Origin of the sequence: Pseudoalteromonas sp. SR44-8, assembly GCF_014163635.1 — a bacterium.
GTDB classification, from domain to species: Bacteria; Pseudomonadota; Gammaproteobacteria; order Enterobacterales; family Alteromonadaceae; genus Pseudoalteromonas; species Pseudoalteromonas rhizosphaerae.
This window is the reverse complement of record NZ_JACJDS010000057.1, coordinates 1-19,695: the sequence shown is the minus strand read 5'-3', so window position 1 is coordinate 19,695 and position 19,695 is coordinate 1. Positions and strand designations below refer to the sequence as shown.

The following is a 19,695-nucleotide window of genomic DNA, read 5'->3' as shown; positions in this document are numbered from 1 at the left end:
CAGCTATCAGCTATCAGGAAGAGAATAAATGAAATTTTAAGTTAATAAATAATTTTTAGAATTTTTATAGATATTAAGAAAGTGGTCGGCGATGCAGGATTTGAACCTGCGACCCCTTGGACCCAAACCAAGTGCGCTACCAAACTGCGCTAATCGCCGATATTGAAGTATTAAACCTCGTTTTCATTGAACACTCAAACTGTGTATTTGAGACCACTTTTTGAGAAAGTGGTCGGCGATGCAGGATTTGAACCTGCGACCCCTTGGACCCAAACCAAGTGCGCTACCAAACTGCGCTAATCGCCGATATTCTTTTGTAAATGGGGTGACTGATGGGGCTCGAACCCACGACAACCGGAATCACAATCCGGGGCTCTACCAACTGAGCTACAACCACCGCTATATTTACATGTTTTCAAATGGTGCACCCAGAAGGATTCGAACCTTCGACCGACGCCTTAGAAGGGCGTTGCTCTATCCAGCTGAGCTATGGGCGCATCGAAAACTTCATAGTTTACCAATAAGCCAATCTATTATAATAGAAAGTGGTCTGCTTTTCAGCATTTAACCTGTGACTGCATGGGACATACCCAAACCAATCATTACCATTCTTTATAATTGAGAAAGTGGTCGGCGATGCAGGATTTGAACCTGCGACCCCTTGGACCCAAACCAAGTGCGCTACCAAACTGCGCTAATCGCCGATGCTTACTATTGTTAGCGAGTGACCTCGTTGACAACGGGGTGCATAATAGTGATTTGACCGTGTCAGGTCAAACCTTTTTTTAAGAAAATAAATCAATCGGTCATTTTTAGTTCATAATGGTTAAATATTGTGAGGATCAGCTAAAATTTCAACTGTTTTATATAATTAGCGGGTATATCAGAAAAGCAACTTGGCGCATTAGCGCTTTTCTGCGAAAATAGTAAGCATATTAAAAACGAATAATAAAGAACGTGTTCTTTATTAGCATTATATTACCCCTATTTCTGTATGCATTCGTTTTTAAAGTATCGGTATTAAGTTAACTAACCCCAATTAAAGGTCACCCATGACGGCAAACATCATCGATGGTAAGGCAATAGCTAAACAAGTACGCAGTGCAGTAGCACAAAGAGTAAGTGAACGTGTTGCAAACGGTTTGCGAGCACCTGGACTTGCAGTTGTACTTGTAGGGCAAGATCCTGCAAGCCAAGTTTATGTAGGTTCAAAACGTAAAGCCTGTGAAGAAGTTGGCTTTATTTCTAAATCATTTGATTTACCAGCAGATACAAACGAGCAAGCATTATTAGATTTAATTGATGAGCTCAATAACGATGCACAAGTTGATGGTATTTTAGTACAACTTCCTCTTCCCGCTGGTCTTGATGTTGAAAGAATCCTTGAACATATCACTCCACTCAAAGATGTTGACGGCTTTCATCCTTATAACATTGGCCGTTTAGCACAGCGTATGCCTGCTCTTCGCCCTTGTACGCCAAAAGGTATTATTACACTGCTTGATTCGACCGGTGTAAAATACAAAGGCATGCATGCAGTTGTTGTTGGCGCTTCAAATATTGTTGGTCGTCCTATGGCATTGGAACTATTACTTGCTGGTTGTACAACCACTGTGTGTCATAAATTTACGCAAGATTTAGAAACTCATGTACGCCGTGCTGATCTGTTAGTTGTTGCAGTTGGTAAACCTGAGTTTATTCCTGGGGATTGGGTTAAAGAAGGTGCAATTGTGATCGATGTAGGCATTAATCGTTTAGATAGCGGCAAATTAGTCGGTGACGTACAGTATGATATCGCTGAACAAAAAGCACATTTCATCACGCCAGTACCTGGCGGCGTTGGCCCAATGACAGTAGCAAGCTTGATTGAAAATACCCTTGAAGCCTGTGAAAAATACCATAGCTAATTAGCCTCTAACGTCGCATCAAGAATTAACAAGGGTTGCTGTTTAGCAACCCTTTGTTGTTATTTGTTAGACTATTTTAGCTGAGCGCTGGCGCCGTGTTAGCTTTAACAATTGCGGCAGCACAGAGAAGAAAATCATTAAAACCATTATCGTATATTGCCAAACTTGATAGTGCTCACTTAGTAATACAACGGCGCAAATAATACCTGCGATCGGATTAGCAATCGTACCGAAAGTAAACTCAACCACCGTCATGCGGCCAAGTAACCAAACATACAAGATATACGCAAGCGCTGTATTTGGCACAATTAACCAAAATAATGCAAGCCACTGTATTGAACTGACACCATTAGCAAGTACTTGATATTGTTGTGGATCAAAGTAAATAGCTTGAGTCATTGCTACTAATGATAACAATGATCCGCCAATGATCAGCTGCCATGTTAATACCGTCCACCAATGAGTATGGGTAGACATTTTTTGCACTAAAGTACTACCAACAACAATTGTTAACAACGCACCAATTAAAGCGAATACTCCTAAGGCATTAATCGTGACATGCTGGGGATCAAATAATCGCCAAGCCAAAATCACTAATATAAGTGCGCACACCGATTGCAAAAACGCTGGACGCTGCTTTTTAAAAACCCACGCATAAATCAACGCAACCACAGGCACAGAGACCATACCAACACCGGCAATTGCCGCTGGTAAATTAACCGCCATAATAAAAATAAAACTAAAAAAAAGGGCAATATTAACCACAGCTAATAATACTAAACCGCGCCACTGTTTTGCTTTAGGCCATGATGGTTTAAGCACAAATAACAGTAAACCCGCAGGTAATGCTCGCAACGCGCCAAGTAATATTGGCGGCCAATCTGGGGTGGCATATTTAGTGACCGCATAGGTGGTGCCCCATAAAAAAGCAGGGATCATGGCAAGAAAAATATTCATTTCATTCCTTTCAAAATAACTAAGAAACGCAAAGGTAAAACCTAAGGTTAAGTTGAGGTCAAGCTAGAAAAAATAAAAAGGCTGCCAAATTGGCAACCCTTTGTAATACTTACTAATAAAATACTTACTAAAATAATACTTACTAAAATATGTCTTATTTAGCAATGCCTATTTGACTGGCACTAGTAAGGTAATTAATTACGCTTTACGCCATGTAGTTTTACCTGCAGAGTCTTCCAGTATCACCCCAAGTGCATTTAAAGCATCACGCGCTTCATCAGCCGCAGCCCAATCTTTACTCGCGCGCGCTTCATTACGCTTAACTATTAACGCTTCTATTTGGGCAACTTCGTCATCTGCTTGGCCACCTTGTAAAAATGCCTCTGGTGCTTGTTGAGCAACCCCTAACACTTCCCCAAGACTGCGCAGTACAAATGCTAACTTACCCGCTTGCTCAGCATCAACGTCTTTTACACGGTTTAGCTCTTTGGCTAATTCAAATAACACCGGTAATGCTTCTGGTGTATTAAAGTCGTCATCCATTGCTTTTCTAAATTTAGCCACATGTTCATTTGTTGCTAAATCACAACTGATAGGCTCAACACCACGAAGTGCCGTATAAATACGCTCAAGCGACGAACGTGCTTGATCTAAGTTCTCTTGCGAGTAATTTAACTGGCTGCGGTAATGACCAGAAATTAAAAAATAACGAACCGATTCAGCATCATATTCTTTAAGTACATCACGAACAGTAAAGAAGTTGTCTAATGATTTTGACATCTTCTCTTTATTTACTTGTACCATACCCGTATGGATCCAGGTATTGACGTACTTGCCGTTATTTGCACAGCATGATTGCGCAATCTCATTTTCATGGTGTGGAAACTGTAAGTCTGAACCACCGCCATGAATATCAAAATGCTCACCTAAATGCTTTGAGCTCATTGCCGAACATTCAATATGCCAACCTGGACGACCTTCGCCCCACGGTGATATCCATGATGGTTCACCCGTTTTGGCTTTTTTCCATAACACAAAATCAAGTGGATCATCTTTATCTTGTGCTACTTCAACACGCGAACCGGCTTGTAGCATAGTTAAATCTTGCTGTGACAATGCACCGTATTGCTCAAACGTTGAGACGTCAAATAAAACATCGCCGTCGGCTGCAACATAGGCGTGGCCTTTAGTAACTAGTCGTTCAACCATTTCGATAATTTCGTCCATATGACCTGTGACTGTAGGTTCAATGTCTGGACGCAACATGTTTAGACTATCAAAATCTTCATGCATTGCTTTTGTCATACGCACAGTTAAGTCATTAATCGCTTCGCCATTTTCATTCGCACGCTTAATGATTTTGTCATCAACATCGGTGATATTGCGCACATACTTTAAATCATAACCAATGTGACGAAGATAACGTACGATCACGTCAAAGCTAACAAATGTGCGGGCATGACCAATGTGACAATAATCATAAATGGTGATACCACACACATACATGTCGATCTTGCCGTCGACCATAGGTTTAAATTGCTCTTTTTGACGCGTGAGTGTGTTGTATATATTTACCATTTATTTTAAGTCCTTGACTATTTACTTGAATCGCTATGTTAACACTTGAAAAGCCCCTGCTCTAGCGCTTTATCAATTGAATAAGCACTTTGTTAATCTTAGCTAACTAAGATAAAATAGCGGCAAATAAATCAGCTAATAGGAAACCACATGGTTGTTCTACACACAAATTTTGGTGATATCACCATTAACATGCTCAAAGAAGATGCGCCAAACACAGTTAAAAACTTTTTACAGTATGCTAACGCAGGCTTTTACGACGGCACTATTTTTCACCGTGTAATTGATGGTTTCATGGTACAAGGCGGTGGTTTTGAACCAGGTATGACACAAAAAGAAGTGCATGATCCTATTCAAAATGAAGCAAACAATGGCCTTTCTAATAAGATTGGTACACTTGCTATGGCACGTACTCCTGATCCACATTCAGCAACAGCACAGTTTTTCATTAACGTGAATAACAATGACTTCTTAAACTTCAGCAGCGAAACGTCTCAAGGCTGGGGTTACTGTGTATTTGCTGAAGTTGTTGAAGGCATGGACGTAGTAGAAAAAATTAAAGCCGTTGCTACAGGTAGCACAGGCTTTCATCAAGACGTACCTCTTGATGACGTTATCATCACAAGCGTAACTGTAAACTAATAGTACGCTTACCCACGTAACGTGGCGTTTTAGCGGGTATCTATGCTATACGTATATGCCCGCTTTATTTATTTTTAAAAGACTTACCTATGACTCGCCAAACCTACTTTATTGCCGACCTCCATTTAAGTGAAAATCGCCCAGATATCAGTGCAGCTTTTTATCAGTTTTTAGATACGCATATTATTAATAAGGATGTAGACGCGCTATATATACTCGGTGACTTTTTTGAAGTATGGGTTGGTGATGACTATGTAACTGCACTCTCAACTGAAGTTGCAAAGCATTTAAAAGTAGTGAGTGATAACGGCACCCCAGTATATTTTGTGCATGGCAATCGTGATTTCATTATGCGCGATAAATACGCCAAACAAGCAGGAATGACTTTATTACCCGAACAGCTGGTAATTGACTTATATGGCACTCCCACTGTCATTTTGCATGGCGATGAAATGTGCACACAAGATATTGAATATCAAAAGTTTCGTAAAAAAGGCCGCAGTTGGTGGTGGCCAAGATTCATGCTTGCTATGCCACTGTGGTATCGTCGTAAAGTTGCGCAAAATGCCAGAGAAAAATCAAAGCAAAATCAAACCGGTAAAGCGCTTGAAATATTAGATGTTACTGAACAAGCGGTACTAGCAACATTTGCAAAACACCAAGTAAAACATATGATCCATGGCCATACCCATCGCCCTAATGTGCATCATTATGAAGTAGATAAGCAAACACTCACTCGCACAGTGCTGGGTGATTGGTATACTCAAGGCTCTTATTTAGTTGTTACCGCACAGACACAAGAACTAGTGAGTGAACCATTCGCACAAATATAAAATATTGTCTACGCTTACGATATTGCTCGTTTTTTAATACTGATCGTAATGCTTAAATTATTTTTCATACTTATTTGTTTACCTTACGCAAGCCATACATACAGCCAAGATAAATGGCTTTTTGTTACCGAGCCTTTTCCCCCGTATTTTTCAGAGCAACTGCCACAACAGGGTTGGTTAGCTGACATTGTTGTTACCGCATTAGCAAGCCAAGATATTGAAGCTAGCATTGAGTTTACAACTTGGGCTCGTGCGCTAAGATTACTTGAAAAAAATAAGCGAACAGCTCTTTTAGGGGCTTATTATAGCGCCGAGCGAGAAAAAATATTCCACTATTCACGACCATTAGCAAATTCATTTACTGGATTATTTAAACGAAAAAGTAGCAAAATAAACTACGATGGCAGTTTAACGTCGTTACAGCCATACAGTATAAGTAAAGGTAGTAACTATATAGTTAGCGAGGATTTTAGTAGTGAACACAACTTAGCCATTACAGCGACTAATGACTTGATCAGCAGCTTACGCGTGTTACAGCTTGGCCGCGTTGACTTAGTAGCAGGCACCAAAGAAGTCGGTGAGTACTGGTTAAACAATCATCCACAATTACAAACAGGACAGTCAATCGTATACATCCCTCCTCATTTAGCATCCCACTACCTATATATTATTTTTTCCAAATCTGCTACGCAAAGTAAGCAACAATTAATACAATTAGAAAACGGTTTCAACACCATTGTAAATAATGGTGAGGCCGCACAAGTTCTCCTACGCCATGGCTTTTCAGAGGCTAAGACTGAGCAATACCTACAATTTTTAAAACGTTAAAAAACAAATACTTATATAACTATCACTCTAAGCAACGAATTCGCCGCGCTAAAATTTAGAGTCGGTATCTGAGTTCACCATTAACCCAGCTTTTACTTTATGATATTGGGTATAATAATAATAAACTGAGTTTTAAACCGCTCTACAGAGTGTGGATTGGACTGTAGTTTAATTTCCCCCTGCAAAATTTGTGTAACCCATTGGTGCACCATATATAAGCCAAGCCCAGTATTGCCAATACCACGAGCCGAGGTATAAAAAGGCTCAAATATGAACTGTTGAGAATCCTCTTTAATCCCAACACCACTATCTGAAATGGTTAATTTAATGGATTGACTAGCCGCTTGTTCTATTTTTATTTCAATTTCACCGACTTGATTTTTGGCAAACCCGTGGGTTAATGCATTCATTATCAGGTTTTCTAGCACTTGGGAAATAATTCCTGGTCGGCTTTTTATATCTTGCTCAGTTTCAACTAAGGTTTTCACTTTTATGTTTGAGTTTTTTAATCTTGAATTGAGGGTGATCAGTAAATCTTCGGTTATTTTTCTTATATTACATGTGATGACATCATCATTATGACGATCTATGGCCATTTTTTTAAAACTTTTAACTAATACCGCAGCCTTGTTTAAATTAACTTTAGCTAACCCTAAATTTTCCTCAATGCTCTGTGTACTTTTATCTAATTGCGATTTAGTTAATCCTGCTTTCATCGCCTCATTCAACTTATTAATAGCCACATCCGCATTAGACACAGAGATAATAGCACCACCGATGGGTGTATTCATCTCATGAGCAACCCCCGCTACCAACAATCCCAATGACGATAATTTTTGTGCTTCGAGTAAGCTTGCTTGTAATTGCTGCTGCTGCCTTATAGTTAAATCGAGTTGTTTGTTGACACTATCTAACTCTATTTTTTCACGCTGTAATTTATACGATAAAGTAATTAACTGCTGTTGGAATAAATATTCACGGTAACTAAAACCAAAACCAACAATACATAAAACAATACTACACAGTGCAGCATATTGAAAAGCAGTCATTTTTGCATTATACAGCAGCTCTTTAGGGCTACCGATAAGTATAATAATCTCTTTATCGGAGTCTGCGGTTCTGTGTGTTGCTTCACGTAATGAAACAATAGAGAACCGCCTGAAAGTATATAAACTGTCATGAAAAATACGTGAGGTGCTTTGTACGTCATGTTCAATGATATGTTGCCAAAGCGCTGGAGAGTTATTTGCTAGCGAGTTATTAACTTGATTATACATAAACCCAAACTGTAATGCGGGATCCTTGTTATACAACCAATAACCATCATGATTTAGAATATTTACTTGGGTGTTTTTTTCATCATATTGTCGAATATTACTAAATAAATAATTCAGATTAAAATTCACTACTAACAAGCCATCTATTAAATAATCATCAGCTGGCGTTCTGTAAGTGACTCTAATTGTTGGCTCATGCGGGATAACAACTTTTCCGCGTTCAACATTTAAATCAATTTCTGAAATAAATGTATTCGGTGGTGCAACTAACATCCCTTCTTTAAAGTAATAACGATTTTGCTTATTTTGTAATTGTGATACCTCAACAATTTCGCTTTTTTTATTGCTGAAATTAATTCTATAACGTTCTTTACCACTGCGTTCAAGCCAACGAATTTGCGAGATATTGGTTGATACAGAAGCAAAATTTAAAAAATAGTCATTTATGAGTTTGTCGCTTTTTTGAGCGCTCAATGTATTTAAATCTGTATTACTTTTTAATACTTGGCCATTTGCTAACAGCTGAGTAAGTTTTTTAATACTGCTTAGCTCTTTAGATAAATCAGTACTCACAAGCACTAGTTTTTCATCTTGGCGCTCTTTTATTATGGTTACCTTTGACTGATAAACCTGCTCATACACCAGCCAACCAATTAACATCGCAACAAATAAAATAAACAGCAACTTTATAAGTACGGCTTTTTTATCGCTGTAAAATAAGTTGTTTTTTTTAGTCATTTACATTATCAAACTGTGTTAACCAAATCAGTAAATCATCATAAAATAATGGTTTTGCAAAAAAGTAACCTTGGGCCATTTCACAACCTGCTTGTTTTAACCATTGCACCTCAAATTCGTTTTCAACACCCTCAGCAATAACTTTAAAATCAAATTGCTTTGCGAGACTGATGATCATTTTTATCATGTATTGATTATTTATATTATGCTCAAGGTTGCTGACAAAGTAGCGATCAATTTTTATCGCATTCGACGGTATTTCATTAATGTGTGCTAATGATGAATAACCCGTACCAAAGTCATCAATACTCACTTTAATACCCAATGCCATAAATCGTGATAAAGCCTCTTTAATAAAGTTGTAATTACTGATCGCTTGCGTTTCTGTCACTTCAAGTTCCAGCATCGAGGGAGATACTTTATATTCCTCAATCCGACTTTTGATAGACTCAAAGTAAGAAGGTTCGATCAAGTCATAAGATGATGCGTTAAACGCAATAGGTAAATTTATGCCACATTTTTTAAGTTGATTAATGGTTTGTAGTATTTTTTCAAAAATAACATTATCGAGCTCATTAATTAAACCAGCTGTTTCAGCAAGTTCTATAAACTCTTCAGGATTTACAAAGCTGCCATCAGCTAACTGCCATCTAGCTAGCGCTTCAAAACCAATTGGTTTTAATGTTTTCAGACACATTTTTGGCTGTAAAGCGACACGTAGTTCTTTGGTACTAATAGCCGTTCTCAAGCGCGCCATTAACTCATAGCGCCTTGTTATTGCGACTGTTTTCTCATCGGTATGCAAAATAAACTTCGCTTGAGTTACTTGCATGTAATTTAAACTCGACTCTGCTAGGCTAATTACTTTTTCGGGAGTAATATTTGATGCGCAGCTTAGCTTTAACTCCAACACTCTTACGTCAATAAATTGCTTAACATTTTCAATTTCGTACTTTTGTTTATTATGAAAGCGCGCAATATCATCTTTAATATCAAAATCAACATTAATGAGCATGCCAAAGCTACTATTACTAATAATCGCAATTCTGGGGTCATAGATTGAAAACACATCGACAATACTTTTATGTACCAGTTTTATTATTTTTTTACAAAAATCGTAACCAAAGGTAAATGCTTTTTCGTCAAACTGATAAATATCAAACACAATCAAGCGCATTTTTGATTGCTCATGCAAATTCATATTTTTAATTTCGCGCGTTAACCAATTTCTATTCTGTAAGTTTAATGAAACATCGGTATAAGCAAGCTCGGTTAACCTATTTAATAATGAAATGTTAGTAAATCCACTGCTTACATTTTCACTAAAAACCTTTAATAAATATTCGTTTTCTTCGCTAATGGGGTTATCTGACTTTACAATTGTAATGTAGTGAGCAGCATCATTCATCGTTGCTGCGAAGAAAAAGATACTATGCTGACTTGAAAAAACATGACGTTTTTCTTTAATTGCTAACTGAAAATCTTGGTACATATCGGCCAATAATTCACCGTCGACCTTTTGCCCTTTCACGCCACTAAAACAACCGTTTGTGGTAAGAATAACGGCATCAGAACAATTATCTATATTGCTTGAGCAAAGTATGCCTCCACCATCAGAAATTTTTAAAATATTGCTGATCTCTTGCAATACGGCTGCAGAATATGATCTCATGTCATGCTTACTATTTATACTTCTTGAGGCATCAAGCACTAATTGTAAGCCTTGTTTAGCGGCTTTTATTTGCGAAATATATTGCCAAGTGCGCATATTACTATTAACGATTGATTCAAGCTTTTGCGCAGAAATATCAGACTTATTCCAGTACTCATCAATATCGAGCATTTTCATCACATCAGTTTCAGGGGCGAAACCGGGCTGCCCTGTTAGTAAAACGATACGCATTTCTGCGTTACCAATTACTTCTCTGATGGTATTAATCAAACGCAGTCCTGAGTCATCCTCTTCCATAACAACATCGATAAAAGCAAGTGCTATATCAGGGTGCATGCTTAAAGCAAGCGCAGCTTCAGGCACAGAGTTGGCTAATAATAGCTCATATTTGTAGCCTTCTTTGGCCTTTAATGCTTTTAAGCTATTAACTAATGCGTGTTGATAATCGAGATCATCCTCAACGGTTAGAATTTTCCATACTTTAAGGTCGGTATTTACTAACTCTTCCTCAGCAGAAAATACAAATAATCCCTCATTCTCATCCATATATACCCACCAAAATAATAATAGCAATGGCCTTTCATTTACAATGCATTGCAAAGCAATAAAATAACTGATAAATAAAAATTTAACTTGCTTTAAATATTAGGTGAGAGTTTTTGATGTGTCTAATTTAAAAAAACTTTTGATAATAAAGTATGTGCTACAGCATGATTTGAAAAGCTGCAGCACATGTTGGTGTTGGTTAAGCGCTTTTATTTACCGGCGTACCACTGTGAAACTTAAAATCGTCATCACAAGATGTAATTAACTGCGCTTCAATTTCACCAAACTCTTTAACCCGCTCGGTAATATCAAAACCAGCAATTTCTTGGGCAAGAGTTAAATAGTCTTGGTAATGGCGTGCCTCAGAGCGCAATAACGAAATATAAAAATCACCTAAACGCTTATCTACATGGGGTGCAAGCGCAGCAAAACGCTCGCACGAACGAGCTTCGATGTAAGCACCGACTATGAGCTTATCGACCAGTGCATCTGGCTCAAAGGTTTTTACATGTCTTAGCATACCCTTAGCATAACGACACGGCGTAATACTTTGATACTCAATACCGTACTCATCCATGATCTCTAATACTTGATAAAAGTGGTGCAGCTCTTCTTTGATCAACATCACCATTTTATCAACCAAATCTTGCCCATAAGCTGAATCAGATTTTGGGATCACTGCTTTAGTCAGTTTGTTTTTAGCCGCAAGATCGCGCCAATTCCCTTCACGTTTGTATATCAGCGTTTCAAACGGCTTTAGCCACTCAAGCAAGGCATCGCTGCTTTGTTTATCCACAGCATATTTACGAATTAAAAACATCGCAGATTGCGCGGCTTTAAGCTCACAGATGAGATGATCAATTAAAATAACCGCTAGGTTTTCTTTTTTAGTGGCTTCATCAATCCACCCTAAAGGGGTTTCACAACGTAAAAATTGCTTAATCGGTTCTAAAAGTTTGCTATGTGGCACGAAGGGAGTTGCTCATTAGTATCTATCATTAAGAAAATGATTTTATCATGAAAAATGACTGATAATAAAACAAAGCTGGGGGTTTGATTAATTAAATAACCCGAACTCTAGTTAAATATATCCCCGCTGATTTTTTTGCTTTCGTCTCTCATTGGTGTTTCTTGACAAGACCCCATTACTGAACCATAACTTAATACAAGCTGTATAAAAATAAAACAGCGAACTAATTCCTTTTCATGGGGCACACAATTATGATACTAAACCATCTTTGGGGCATATATGCCCATCCACTCGAAGAGTGGCAAACAATAGATAACCGCCACGAGAGCTTAACATATAGCCTATCACATATATTACTGATAGCGTTGTTTCCATCTGCAATGGGTTATTACTCATCGGTTTATTTAGGCTGGAGTATCGGGGCTGGTAATCCGGTATTTTTAACCCACGATAGTGCAATACTGATTGCTGCAGCTATGTATGGCGCTTTAATTGTGGGTGTGTTTGCGCTGGCTTATTTAGCACATTGGATGGCTGTTACTTTTGGTGCAGAACCAACCTTTACCCAAACCTTAGAACTTGCAGCGTATACTTCAACACCAGTATTTATGTCTGCACTAGCGGCATTTTGGCCAGAGCTATGGTTTGTTGTATGTGTGGGTTTGGTCGCTTTAGGCTATTCGGTCTACTTACTGTATACCGGTGTGCCCATTTTGATGCATATACCGCAAGAGCGTGGCTTTATTTACGCAAGCTCTGTGGTAACTTGCGGACTAATTTTACTGGTGATTATTTTAGCTGTCACCGCCATATTGTGGACCAACGGTATCGTAAGTCCAACCTTTACATGATACCTAGTTCAACGTTAGAAGCTGTAAAATGTAGTATAAAGTAGTGTTATTATTTTCTTTCCTTCGCAAAAAAGGAGCTAAATTTAGCTCCTTTTTTATTTCGCTAGGCAGAGATTAATCTGAGCCGTTTTCTTCTTGATTATGTAACTCTAAACCAGAAGACATGGCACTTTCACGACTACTTTTTGCCGAATCATTACGCAGCTGTTCAATACGATTCAAATAATTCTGATCGATACCGCCGGTAATATATTGGCCATCAAATACTGATGTTTCAAATCGTGTAATTTCTGGGTTTTCCTGCGCTACGGCAGCAATCAAATCAGGTAACGATTGGAAAATCAAACCATCAGAGCCAATGCTTGCATTGATATCTTCAACTTCACGTCCATGGGCAATCAACTCAGCCGCAGATGGCATATCAATACCATACACGTTCGGAAAGCGAATTTCAGGTGCAGCAGAAGCAAAGTAAACGTTTTTAGCACCAGACTCACGCGCCATTTCAACAATTTGTGCTGAAGTAGTGCCACGTACAATCGAGTCATCAACTAGTAATACGTTTTTACCTTTAAACTCACGGTCAATTGCATTGAGCTTTTGACGTACTGACTTTTTACGCATTTCCTGACCAGGCATGATAAACGTACGGCCAATGTAACGGTTTTTAACAAACCCTTGGCGATATGGCAGATTAAGTACGCGGGCGATTTCCAATGCCACATCACATGATGTTTCTGGGATTGGAATAACAACATCAATATCTTTATCAGCCCATTCGCGAGCAATTTTTTCGCCAAGCTTAGTGCCCATATTTACACGTGTAGCGTAAACAGACATGCGATCGATATTTGAGTCTGGACGTGCAAAGTAAACAAATTCAAAGATACATGGCGAGTAAGATACTTTATCTGCGCATGTTTGTGAGTAAAACTCACCGCCTTCAGTAACATATATCGCTTCACCAGGAGCGACATCACGCACAAATTCAAAACCATCAGTTTTTAACGCAACGCTTTCAGAGGCAAACATATACTCGGTGCCATTTGCAGTTTCACGTTTACCAAACACTAATGGACGAATACCATTTGGGTCACGAAACGCGATAATACCATGGCCAATTACCATAGCGATGGTGGCATAACCGCCTTGAACTTTATTTATAACTTCGGTGATACCGTTAAAAATATCTTCAGGGTCAAGATGTAGTTTATTTGGTTTACTTAATTCATGAGCCATGATGTTAAGTAAAATTTCAGAATCTGAGGTTGTGTTAACGTGGCGACGTGCTTCACAGAACAATTGCTCTTTAAGCTGCTCTGCATTGGTTAAGTTACCGTTGTGTGCTAAAGCAATACCGAACGGTGAGTTAACATAGAACGGCTGCGCTTCAGACGAGCTAGAAGAACCTGCTGTCGGATAGCGTACATGGCCGATACCAATAGTGCCTTGTAAACGCTTCATATGACGGGTGTGAAATACATCTTTCACTAAGCCATTTGCTTTGCGTAAACTAAAGGTGTTGTTTTCAATGGTAATGATGCCCGCGGCATCTTGGCCACGGTGTTGCAAAACAGTTAAGCCATCATAAATCGCCTGATTTACAGGAGATGTTCCGACTATTCCAACGATACCACACATGAAATTTTTCCTCGCCGATTAACGGTTGACCGAATTTAAAAAGCTAGAGTTATTTTCGAGGTATGAAAAAAACCACTCAACAACAAAGCCAAATTCTGGGATCAAAATAGAGTTACCCCACCAGTGCGTATTGGGTGCACCAGTAAAAGCATCAAGAAAGAAGAGTAACGCGCTCACGACCAACACGCCACGAAGTGCACCAAAGACAATGCCGAAGACACGGTCTGTGCCAGACAAACCAGTACGTTGTACAAGTTCACCTAGAAGGTAGTTTAACAATCCGCCTAACAATAACGTCGCAAAGAATAATATGGCAATGGCCGCTGCATTTCTTAAAAGGGGTTCAGAAATACTTGTTAGGAATGATGCTAAATATTGGTAAAACAAGCTAGATATGATAAATGCGCCAGCCCACACAGCCAAAGACATTGCTTCTTTTATAAAGCCACGAATTAAACCGATAATAGTAGACAGTGCAATAATGCCAAAGATGGCGTAATCAACCCAGATCATATGAACCAACTAGTCGTTAATTTGGGGCGCATTCTATAAGAGGTCAGCACTAAATGCCAGATCATTTTGCTACTTCAAATTGGGTAACTTTTCCGTTAAGTTTAGTAAGTGCTTTTAATTCAGGGAGTTTGCTCTCAAGCTGGGCTTTATCAAGCGACGGACCCACAAAAACTTTGGTTAAAGTACCATTTGGTGTTTTAACTGGACGGGTAAAGGTTTTAAACCCTTTGTCACTTAGTTTAGCTTGTAGCGATTTTACATTCGCACTATGCGAAAAGCTCCCCAACTGAATTACATATGCCATTTTCGATAAATTTTCTTCAGGCTTACGTGATGGCTCAGACTTTTTTTCAACAGGTTGTGCTGTAGTCGTTGCTACAGTAGTTTGCTCAGTCGATGCTTCAACCATTTTTTTCGCTACTGGCGTCGTCTCTTCAACCGCATCAGAGGAACTTGAGAGTAGGTCATCATCTGGCAATATATCTTCCTCAGGCTCTTCGTTTGGCTGTTGTGCGTTAGCCACTTGATCATCTATTGAATCTTGCAAGTCAATAGTTGTGAACTCAGGACGTTCCGGAATGGCTTTAAAGCCTTCTTTGTAATGTACTTTTTCGCCATCAAGAATATTAGGAATAAACACGATAGCTGCAATCACCACAATAGTTGTGCCGACCAAACGATTTATAAAGCCTGAGTTCACCTGATTCCTCTCTATTTTTTCCAATAATTGATAGCAGCTGCAACAGTTAAGAAGGAGCCAAATATGATTAACACCGTCTTCTCATCAAGCTGTGGCAACACACCATCAAGTGCGTCTGCAACTGTTTGATATTTTTCAATTGGCGCGCTTGTATGCACATTATCCATGGATTTAGCTAAATTCTCTACTTTATCGCCACGAAAGCAATTAAGTCCGGCTAAACACCACGCATCAACTACCGGGCTAACTTCATTTAATACAGCGACTTTGTCTTTATCAGCCAGCATAGCGACTAACGCATGAACTTTAAAGCCTTGATCTTGCAGGTTAGCTAACTTTTTAGCTAAATAGCGTGCAGATTCAGCATTATGTGCCACATCAGTATAGACCATAGGTTTGCTGCTTAGTTGCTGAAAACGCCCTTCAACAACTAAATTAGCTAAACAATCACGGATCAATGCCTCACTAGGTAATAAATCTAACACGGCTAATGTGGTTAGTGCCGTTGCCGCGTTTTGGCATGGGATTGATGGTTTAGCAAACTCAAAGTGATGGGCTTGATATTGCCAACTAAAACTTTGCGCATGCTCTTTAAATATAAAGTCTCGCCCAGATAAATGCATCACCGCGTTAATTTCATGACCGTAGTCGGTGACTGTGAGCGGTATATTTAAATCGCCGACAATGGCAGGTGTGCCAGTACGGAAGATCCCTGCTTTATCATAACCCACAAGCTCTCGCGTATCACCAAGGTACTCTTTATGATCTAGATCTATGGTGGTGATCACACTGGCAAATGGAGTAACAATATTGGTAGCATCGAAACGCCCACCTAAACCCACTTCTAACAGCACATAATCAACGCTATGGCGTTTAAAAATAGCCAGTGCGCCTAAGGTGCCATACTCAAAATAAGTCAGTGGCGTGTCACCGCGGCCTTGCTCGAGCAAATCAAACGCATCAACATGAAATTGATCATCAAGCTCAGCGCCATTAATACGCACTCGTTCGTTATAATGAATTAAATGAGGAGATGCATAGGTACCAACCGAATAACCTTGGGCCAGCAGCAGTGATTCTAAACATCGGGCAGTGGTGCCTTTGCCATTGGTGCCGGCTATTAGAATAATTTTACTTGGGCTATCTAGTAAACCAATTGTATTGGCAACTTTGGCAACGCGTTCTAAACCCATGGCAATATTTGCTGGGTGAACACTTTCTAAATAACAAAGCCAATCATCAAGGCTTGATGATTGGCTAGGAAGATTTTTTGTCATAGCGTGTGATCAGTAAAGCTGAAATTTACGCTACTCTATGCTCTTGTTCCGTAGAAGGCAAGTTCATAAATTTAGCTAGTATGCGGGCAAGTGTGTCACGCATTTCACGGCGATCAATAATCATATCGATGGCACCATGCTCGAGTAGAAATTCACTTCGTTGGAAGCCTTCAGGTAAGGTTTCGCGCACAGTTTGTTCAATTACACGAGGACCCGCAAAGCCGATTAATGCTTTTGGCTCCGCCACGTTGATATCACCTAGCATAGCTAATGATGCTGATACACCGCCCATAGTTGGGTCAGTCATTACTGAGATAAACGGTAAGCCTTGTTCGCTCATCTTAGCAAGTGCAGCACTGGTTTTAGCCATTTGCATAAGCGACATTAGTGCCTCTTGCATACGTGCGCCACCTGAAGCTGAGAAGCAAATTAGCGGCATGTTATGCTCTAAACACTGATCAACAGCATCCACAAAACGTGCGCCAACAACCGATGCCATTGACCCACCCATAAATGAGAATTCAAATGCGACGGCGGCCACTGGAATGCCTTTTAAGCGTCCCTTCATCGCGACTAATGCGTCTTTTTCGCCACTTGATTTTTGTGCGGCGGCGATACGATCTGAATATTTTTTCGAGTCTTTAAACTTTAAAATATCTTTTGGTTCGTGCTGTGTGCCAAGTTCTTGGCGGTCGCCATCATCCAAAAAGTGCTCAAGGCGTTTACGGCCACTCACACGCATGTGGTGATTGCATTTAGGACATACATTGAGTGATTTTTCTAATTCAGCTTTATATAAAATCGAATCACAATCTGTACACTTTGCCCAAACACCTTCAGGGATCTCTTTACGAGCCGAAGACTTTGTTGTTTTAGGTAGGATTTTTTCTAACCAACTCATTTGCAACTCTCTTAATACTATTCTGTGCTTTGCTGCGTTCCTGCCAAATCATTATTGACAGACAAATTTTTTCAATTAAAACATGAATTCCACACAGGCGGTATAAAAAACTGGTCTTAGTAGTGAAATGCCTGCAAGGTTATGTTTAATTTATCACCAATTAACCCTTCACATCCGTTAAGAATAAAGGGCCAAGTGGTGTCGACGGAATTTCAAACCGCGCCGGATAGTCAACATCAACTAAGTATAAACCTGCCGCCTTTGCCGTCGCACTGGCTTTGGCTCGCTCTTTTAAATCAAGTAACTCTTTTAGCCACACAGGTTGCTGCTTATGAATACCAATATCGGTTAAGCAACCGGTAATGTTACGCACCATGTGGTGTAAAAATGCATTAGCCTTAATATCAATAATCACATAACTGCCTTGACGCTCAACCGACAAGTGATGAATAGTACGTGTAGCAGTATTCGCTTGACAATGCAAAGCTCTGAATGACGTAAAATCATGCTCACCTAATAGATATTGACATGCTTCTTGCATTTTAGTTTCATCAAGTGGGTGATGAAAATGCGTAACGCCTTCATTTAATATTGCTCCTCGAAAGGCGTTATTGTAAATAACATAACGATAACGACGAGCAGTAGCACTAAAACGTGCATGAAAATCATCACTCACCGGTTTTGCATAGCGAATAGCAATATCTTTCGGTAGCAAGGTATTCATACCCATAGTAAATGCAACCATATCGCGTTCAGCATCGGTATCAAAATGCACCACTTGCCCAGTGCCATGCACGCCGGCATCAGTGCGTCCAGCACAGACTATTTCAACTGGATGATTACAAATACGCGAAAGCGCGGTTTCTACTTCTTGTTGTACGCTATTTACATGCGATTGACGTTGCCAACCACTATAACGGGCGCCGTTGTACTCAACTCCAAGTGCTACTCGCATAATTACTGCTTTACCTACTGTGCTAATGAACGGGGCATTTTATGCTATCTGACGCTGCAATAAAAGTGACTCTATACAAATTAAGCGCACAGTAGCCAAGCGACCTTTTTTCTATTGCTAAAAAAACGGGGAGTAAACTAAATTTACTCCCCGTTTTAACTATAAATGCAGAAACAACTTACAGTAATTTTGCTTTTAAGCTTTGTGCTTCTTCTTGTACTTCTTCGGGACCATTTGCTATCACTTCGTCAATAGCGTCAAGGGCTGCATCCATATCCCCTATTTCAATATAAGCACGTGCTAAATCAAGTTTTGCAGAATAACCGCCACTTTCAGCATCAACATCAGTTGGGTTATCTCCAGCAAGTAAGGCATCAAACTCACTTAATCCGACATCCATATTTACATCATCATAAGGTTCATAATCTAAGCTTGTATCATCACTTTGTTCAATCAAAGCATCAATATCGACGAATTCATCCGCAACGATGTCCTCATTTGTTGATGCATTCACGTCTTCACTTAATTGCTCAGCCGACGGCATATCATCAGGTACTGAAAGCTCTTCAAGTGTAGCAAGATCTTCACTAAGTAACGCATTGAAATCAACTTCAAACTCGCTGCTATCATCTATTTCTAAAGACTCAGGTTCAGCCAACTCACTAAGCAATGCATCAAAATCTGTTTGGGTGAGATCAGCCATAAAATCATCATCAAGCTGATCATCTGACAACGATTGTTCCAGTGGATCTTCAAGTTCAGTCGCGAAATCACTACGATATTCATCTTCTAACGCATCTGTAAGTTCATCTTCAGCAACTAGTTCGTCTTCAACAACTGGCTCGTTTTCAGCAACTAGTTCGTCTTCAACAACTGGCTCGTCTTCAGCAATTAGCTCTTCTTCAGCAA

17 protein-coding genes and 5 tRNA genes are annotated in these 19,695 nt (G+C 39.5%); 5 read left to right on the top strand and 17 right to left on the bottom strand.

The window, feature by feature from the left end:
* Positions 1-82: 82 nt before the first annotated feature.
* The 5 genes from H5183_RS20465 to H5183_RS20445 all read right to left on the bottom strand — a co-directional run bounded on the left by H5183_RS20465 (position 83) and on the right by H5183_RS20445 (position 704).
* Positions 83-159 (bottom strand) — tRNA-Pro (locus H5183_RS20465).
* A gap of 70 nt (positions 160-229) precedes the next feature.
* Positions 230-306, bottom strand: a tRNA-Pro gene (locus H5183_RS20460).
* Between the two features lie 15 nt (positions 307-321).
* Positions 322-397, bottom strand: a tRNA-His gene (locus H5183_RS20455).
* Positions 398-420: 23 nt separating this feature from the next.
* Positions 421-497 (bottom strand) — tRNA-Arg (locus H5183_RS20450).
* Between the two features lie 130 nt (positions 498-627).
* Positions 628-704: transfer RNA gene (locus H5183_RS20445), tRNA-Pro, on the bottom strand.
* Between the two features lie 348 nt (positions 705-1,052).
* Here H5183_RS20445 and folD point away from each other — a divergent pair.
* Positions 1,053-1,907: a bifunctional methylenetetrahydrofolate dehydrogenase/methenyltetrahydrofolate cyclohydrolase FolD gene (gene folD / locus H5183_RS20440; protein WP_145241470.1), complete on the top strand. Its 855-nt coding sequence runs from the start codon at positions 1,053-1,055 to the stop codon at positions 1,905-1,907.
* A gap of 66 nt (positions 1,908-1,973) precedes the next feature.
* Here the strand turns inward: folD and H5183_RS20435 are convergent, their stop codons facing one another.
* Both H5183_RS20435 and cysS read right to left on the bottom strand, forming a co-directional pair.
* The gene (locus H5183_RS20435) at positions 1,974-2,864 is read right to left on the bottom strand and encodes a DMT family transporter (protein WP_182732579.1); all 891 of its coding nucleotides are present in this window, start codon (positions 2,862-2,864) and stop codon (positions 1,974-1,976) included.
* A 198-nt stretch (positions 2,865-3,062) separates the two neighbouring features.
* The gene (gene cysS, locus H5183_RS20430; RefSeq protein WP_145241474.1) at positions 3,063-4,442 is read right to left on the bottom strand and encodes a cysteine--tRNA ligase; all 1,380 of its coding nucleotides are present in this window, start codon (positions 4,440-4,442) and stop codon (positions 3,063-3,065) included.
* Between the two features lie 150 nt (positions 4,443-4,592).
* On the opposite strand from cysS, the gene H5183_RS20425 reads away from it, so the two are divergent.
* From H5183_RS20425 to H5183_RS20415, 3 genes are all read left to right on the top strand, one after another.
* Positions 4,593-5,084 (top strand): peptidylprolyl isomerase, encoded by a 492-nt coding sequence (locus H5183_RS20425; protein WP_145241476.1) that lies wholly within the window; start codon positions 4,593-4,595, stop codon positions 5,082-5,084.
* Positions 5,085-5,173: 89 nt separating this feature from the next.
* Positions 5,174-5,917 carry a UDP-2,3-diacylglucosamine diphosphatase gene (locus tag H5183_RS20420; protein WP_182732578.1) on the top strand — a complete coding sequence of 248 codons (744 nt, stop codon included), beginning with the start codon at positions 5,174-5,176 and terminating at the stop codon, positions 5,915-5,917.
* 48 nt (positions 5,918-5,965) lie between these two features.
* Positions 5,966-6,745 carry an ABC transporter substrate-binding protein gene (locus H5183_RS20415; protein WP_182732577.1) on the top strand — a complete coding sequence of 260 codons (780 nt, stop codon included), beginning with the start codon at positions 5,966-5,968 and terminating at the stop codon, positions 6,743-6,745.
* 92 nt (positions 6,746-6,837) lie between these two features.
* Here the strand turns inward: H5183_RS20415 and H5183_RS20410 are convergent, their stop codons facing one another.
* The 3 genes from H5183_RS20410 to miaE form a co-directional block, all read right to left on the bottom strand.
* Positions 6,838-8,760, bottom strand: a complete 1,923-nt coding sequence (locus H5183_RS20410; protein WP_182732576.1) for a sensor histidine kinase — start codon at positions 8,758-8,760, stop codon at positions 6,838-6,840.
* Positions 8,753-10,978, bottom strand: a complete 2,226-nt coding sequence (locus tag H5183_RS20405) for an EAL domain-containing protein (RefSeq protein WP_182732575.1) — start codon at positions 10,976-10,978, stop codon at positions 8,753-8,755. Before H5183_RS20405 ends, H5183_RS20410 begins: the two co-directional genes overlap by 8 nt.
* A 199-nt stretch (positions 10,979-11,177) precedes the next feature.
* Positions 11,178-11,948, bottom strand: a complete 771-nt coding sequence (miaE, locus tag H5183_RS20400; protein WP_182732574.1) for a tRNA isopentenyl-2-thiomethyl-A-37 hydroxylase MiaE — start codon at positions 11,946-11,948, stop codon at positions 11,178-11,180.
* Between the two features lie 251 nt (positions 11,949-12,199).
* On the opposite strand from miaE, the gene H5183_RS20395 reads away from it, so the two are divergent.
* The gene (locus H5183_RS20395; RefSeq protein WP_145241488.1) at positions 12,200-12,799 is read left to right on the top strand and encodes a Yip1 family protein; all 600 of its coding nucleotides are present in this window, start codon (positions 12,200-12,202) and stop codon (positions 12,797-12,799) included.
* A gap of 114 nt (positions 12,800-12,913) precedes the next feature.
* On the opposite strand, the gene purF is transcribed toward H5183_RS20395, so the two are convergent.
* The 7 genes from purF to H5183_RS20360 form a co-directional block, all read right to left on the bottom strand.
* Positions 12,914-14,440, bottom strand: coding sequence for an amidophosphoribosyltransferase (gene purF, locus H5183_RS20390; RefSeq protein ID WP_145241490.1), 1,527 nt, complete (start codon positions 14,438-14,440; stop codon positions 12,914-12,916).
* A gap of 18 nt (positions 14,441-14,458) precedes the next feature.
* Complete coding sequence (locus H5183_RS20385) at positions 14,459-14,953, bottom strand: CvpA family protein (protein ID WP_054206292.1); 495 nt, start codon at positions 14,951-14,953, stop codon at positions 14,459-14,461.
* A 61-nt stretch (positions 14,954-15,014) separates the two neighbouring features.
* Positions 15,015-15,653 carry an SPOR domain-containing protein gene (locus H5183_RS20380; RefSeq protein WP_182732573.1) on the bottom strand — a complete coding sequence of 213 codons (639 nt, stop codon included), beginning with the start codon at positions 15,651-15,653 and terminating at the stop codon, positions 15,015-15,017.
* Positions 15,654-15,664: 11 nt separating this feature from the next.
* The gene (folC, locus tag H5183_RS20375; RefSeq protein ID WP_182732572.1) at positions 15,665-16,930 is read right to left on the bottom strand and encodes a bifunctional tetrahydrofolate synthase/dihydrofolate synthase; all 1,266 of its coding nucleotides are present in this window, start codon (positions 16,928-16,930) and stop codon (positions 15,665-15,667) included.
* A 25-nt stretch (positions 16,931-16,955) separates the two neighbouring features.
* Positions 16,956-17,831 (bottom strand): acetyl-CoA carboxylase, carboxyltransferase subunit beta, encoded by an 876-nt coding sequence (accD, locus tag H5183_RS20370; RefSeq protein ID WP_145241496.1) that lies wholly within the window; start codon positions 17,829-17,831, stop codon positions 16,956-16,958.
* 160 nt (positions 17,832-17,991) lie between these two features.
* Entirely contained in the window at positions 17,992-18,786 is a 795-nt protein-coding gene (gene truA, locus H5183_RS20365) for a tRNA pseudouridine(38-40) synthase TruA (RefSeq protein ID WP_149980769.1), read from the bottom strand.
* 178 nt (positions 18,787-18,964) lie between these two features.
* Positions 18,965-19,695, bottom strand: a 731-nt coding sequence (locus tag H5183_RS20360; RefSeq protein WP_310736596.1) for a FimV/HubP family polar landmark protein, incomplete at its 5' end; no start/stop codon positions are given.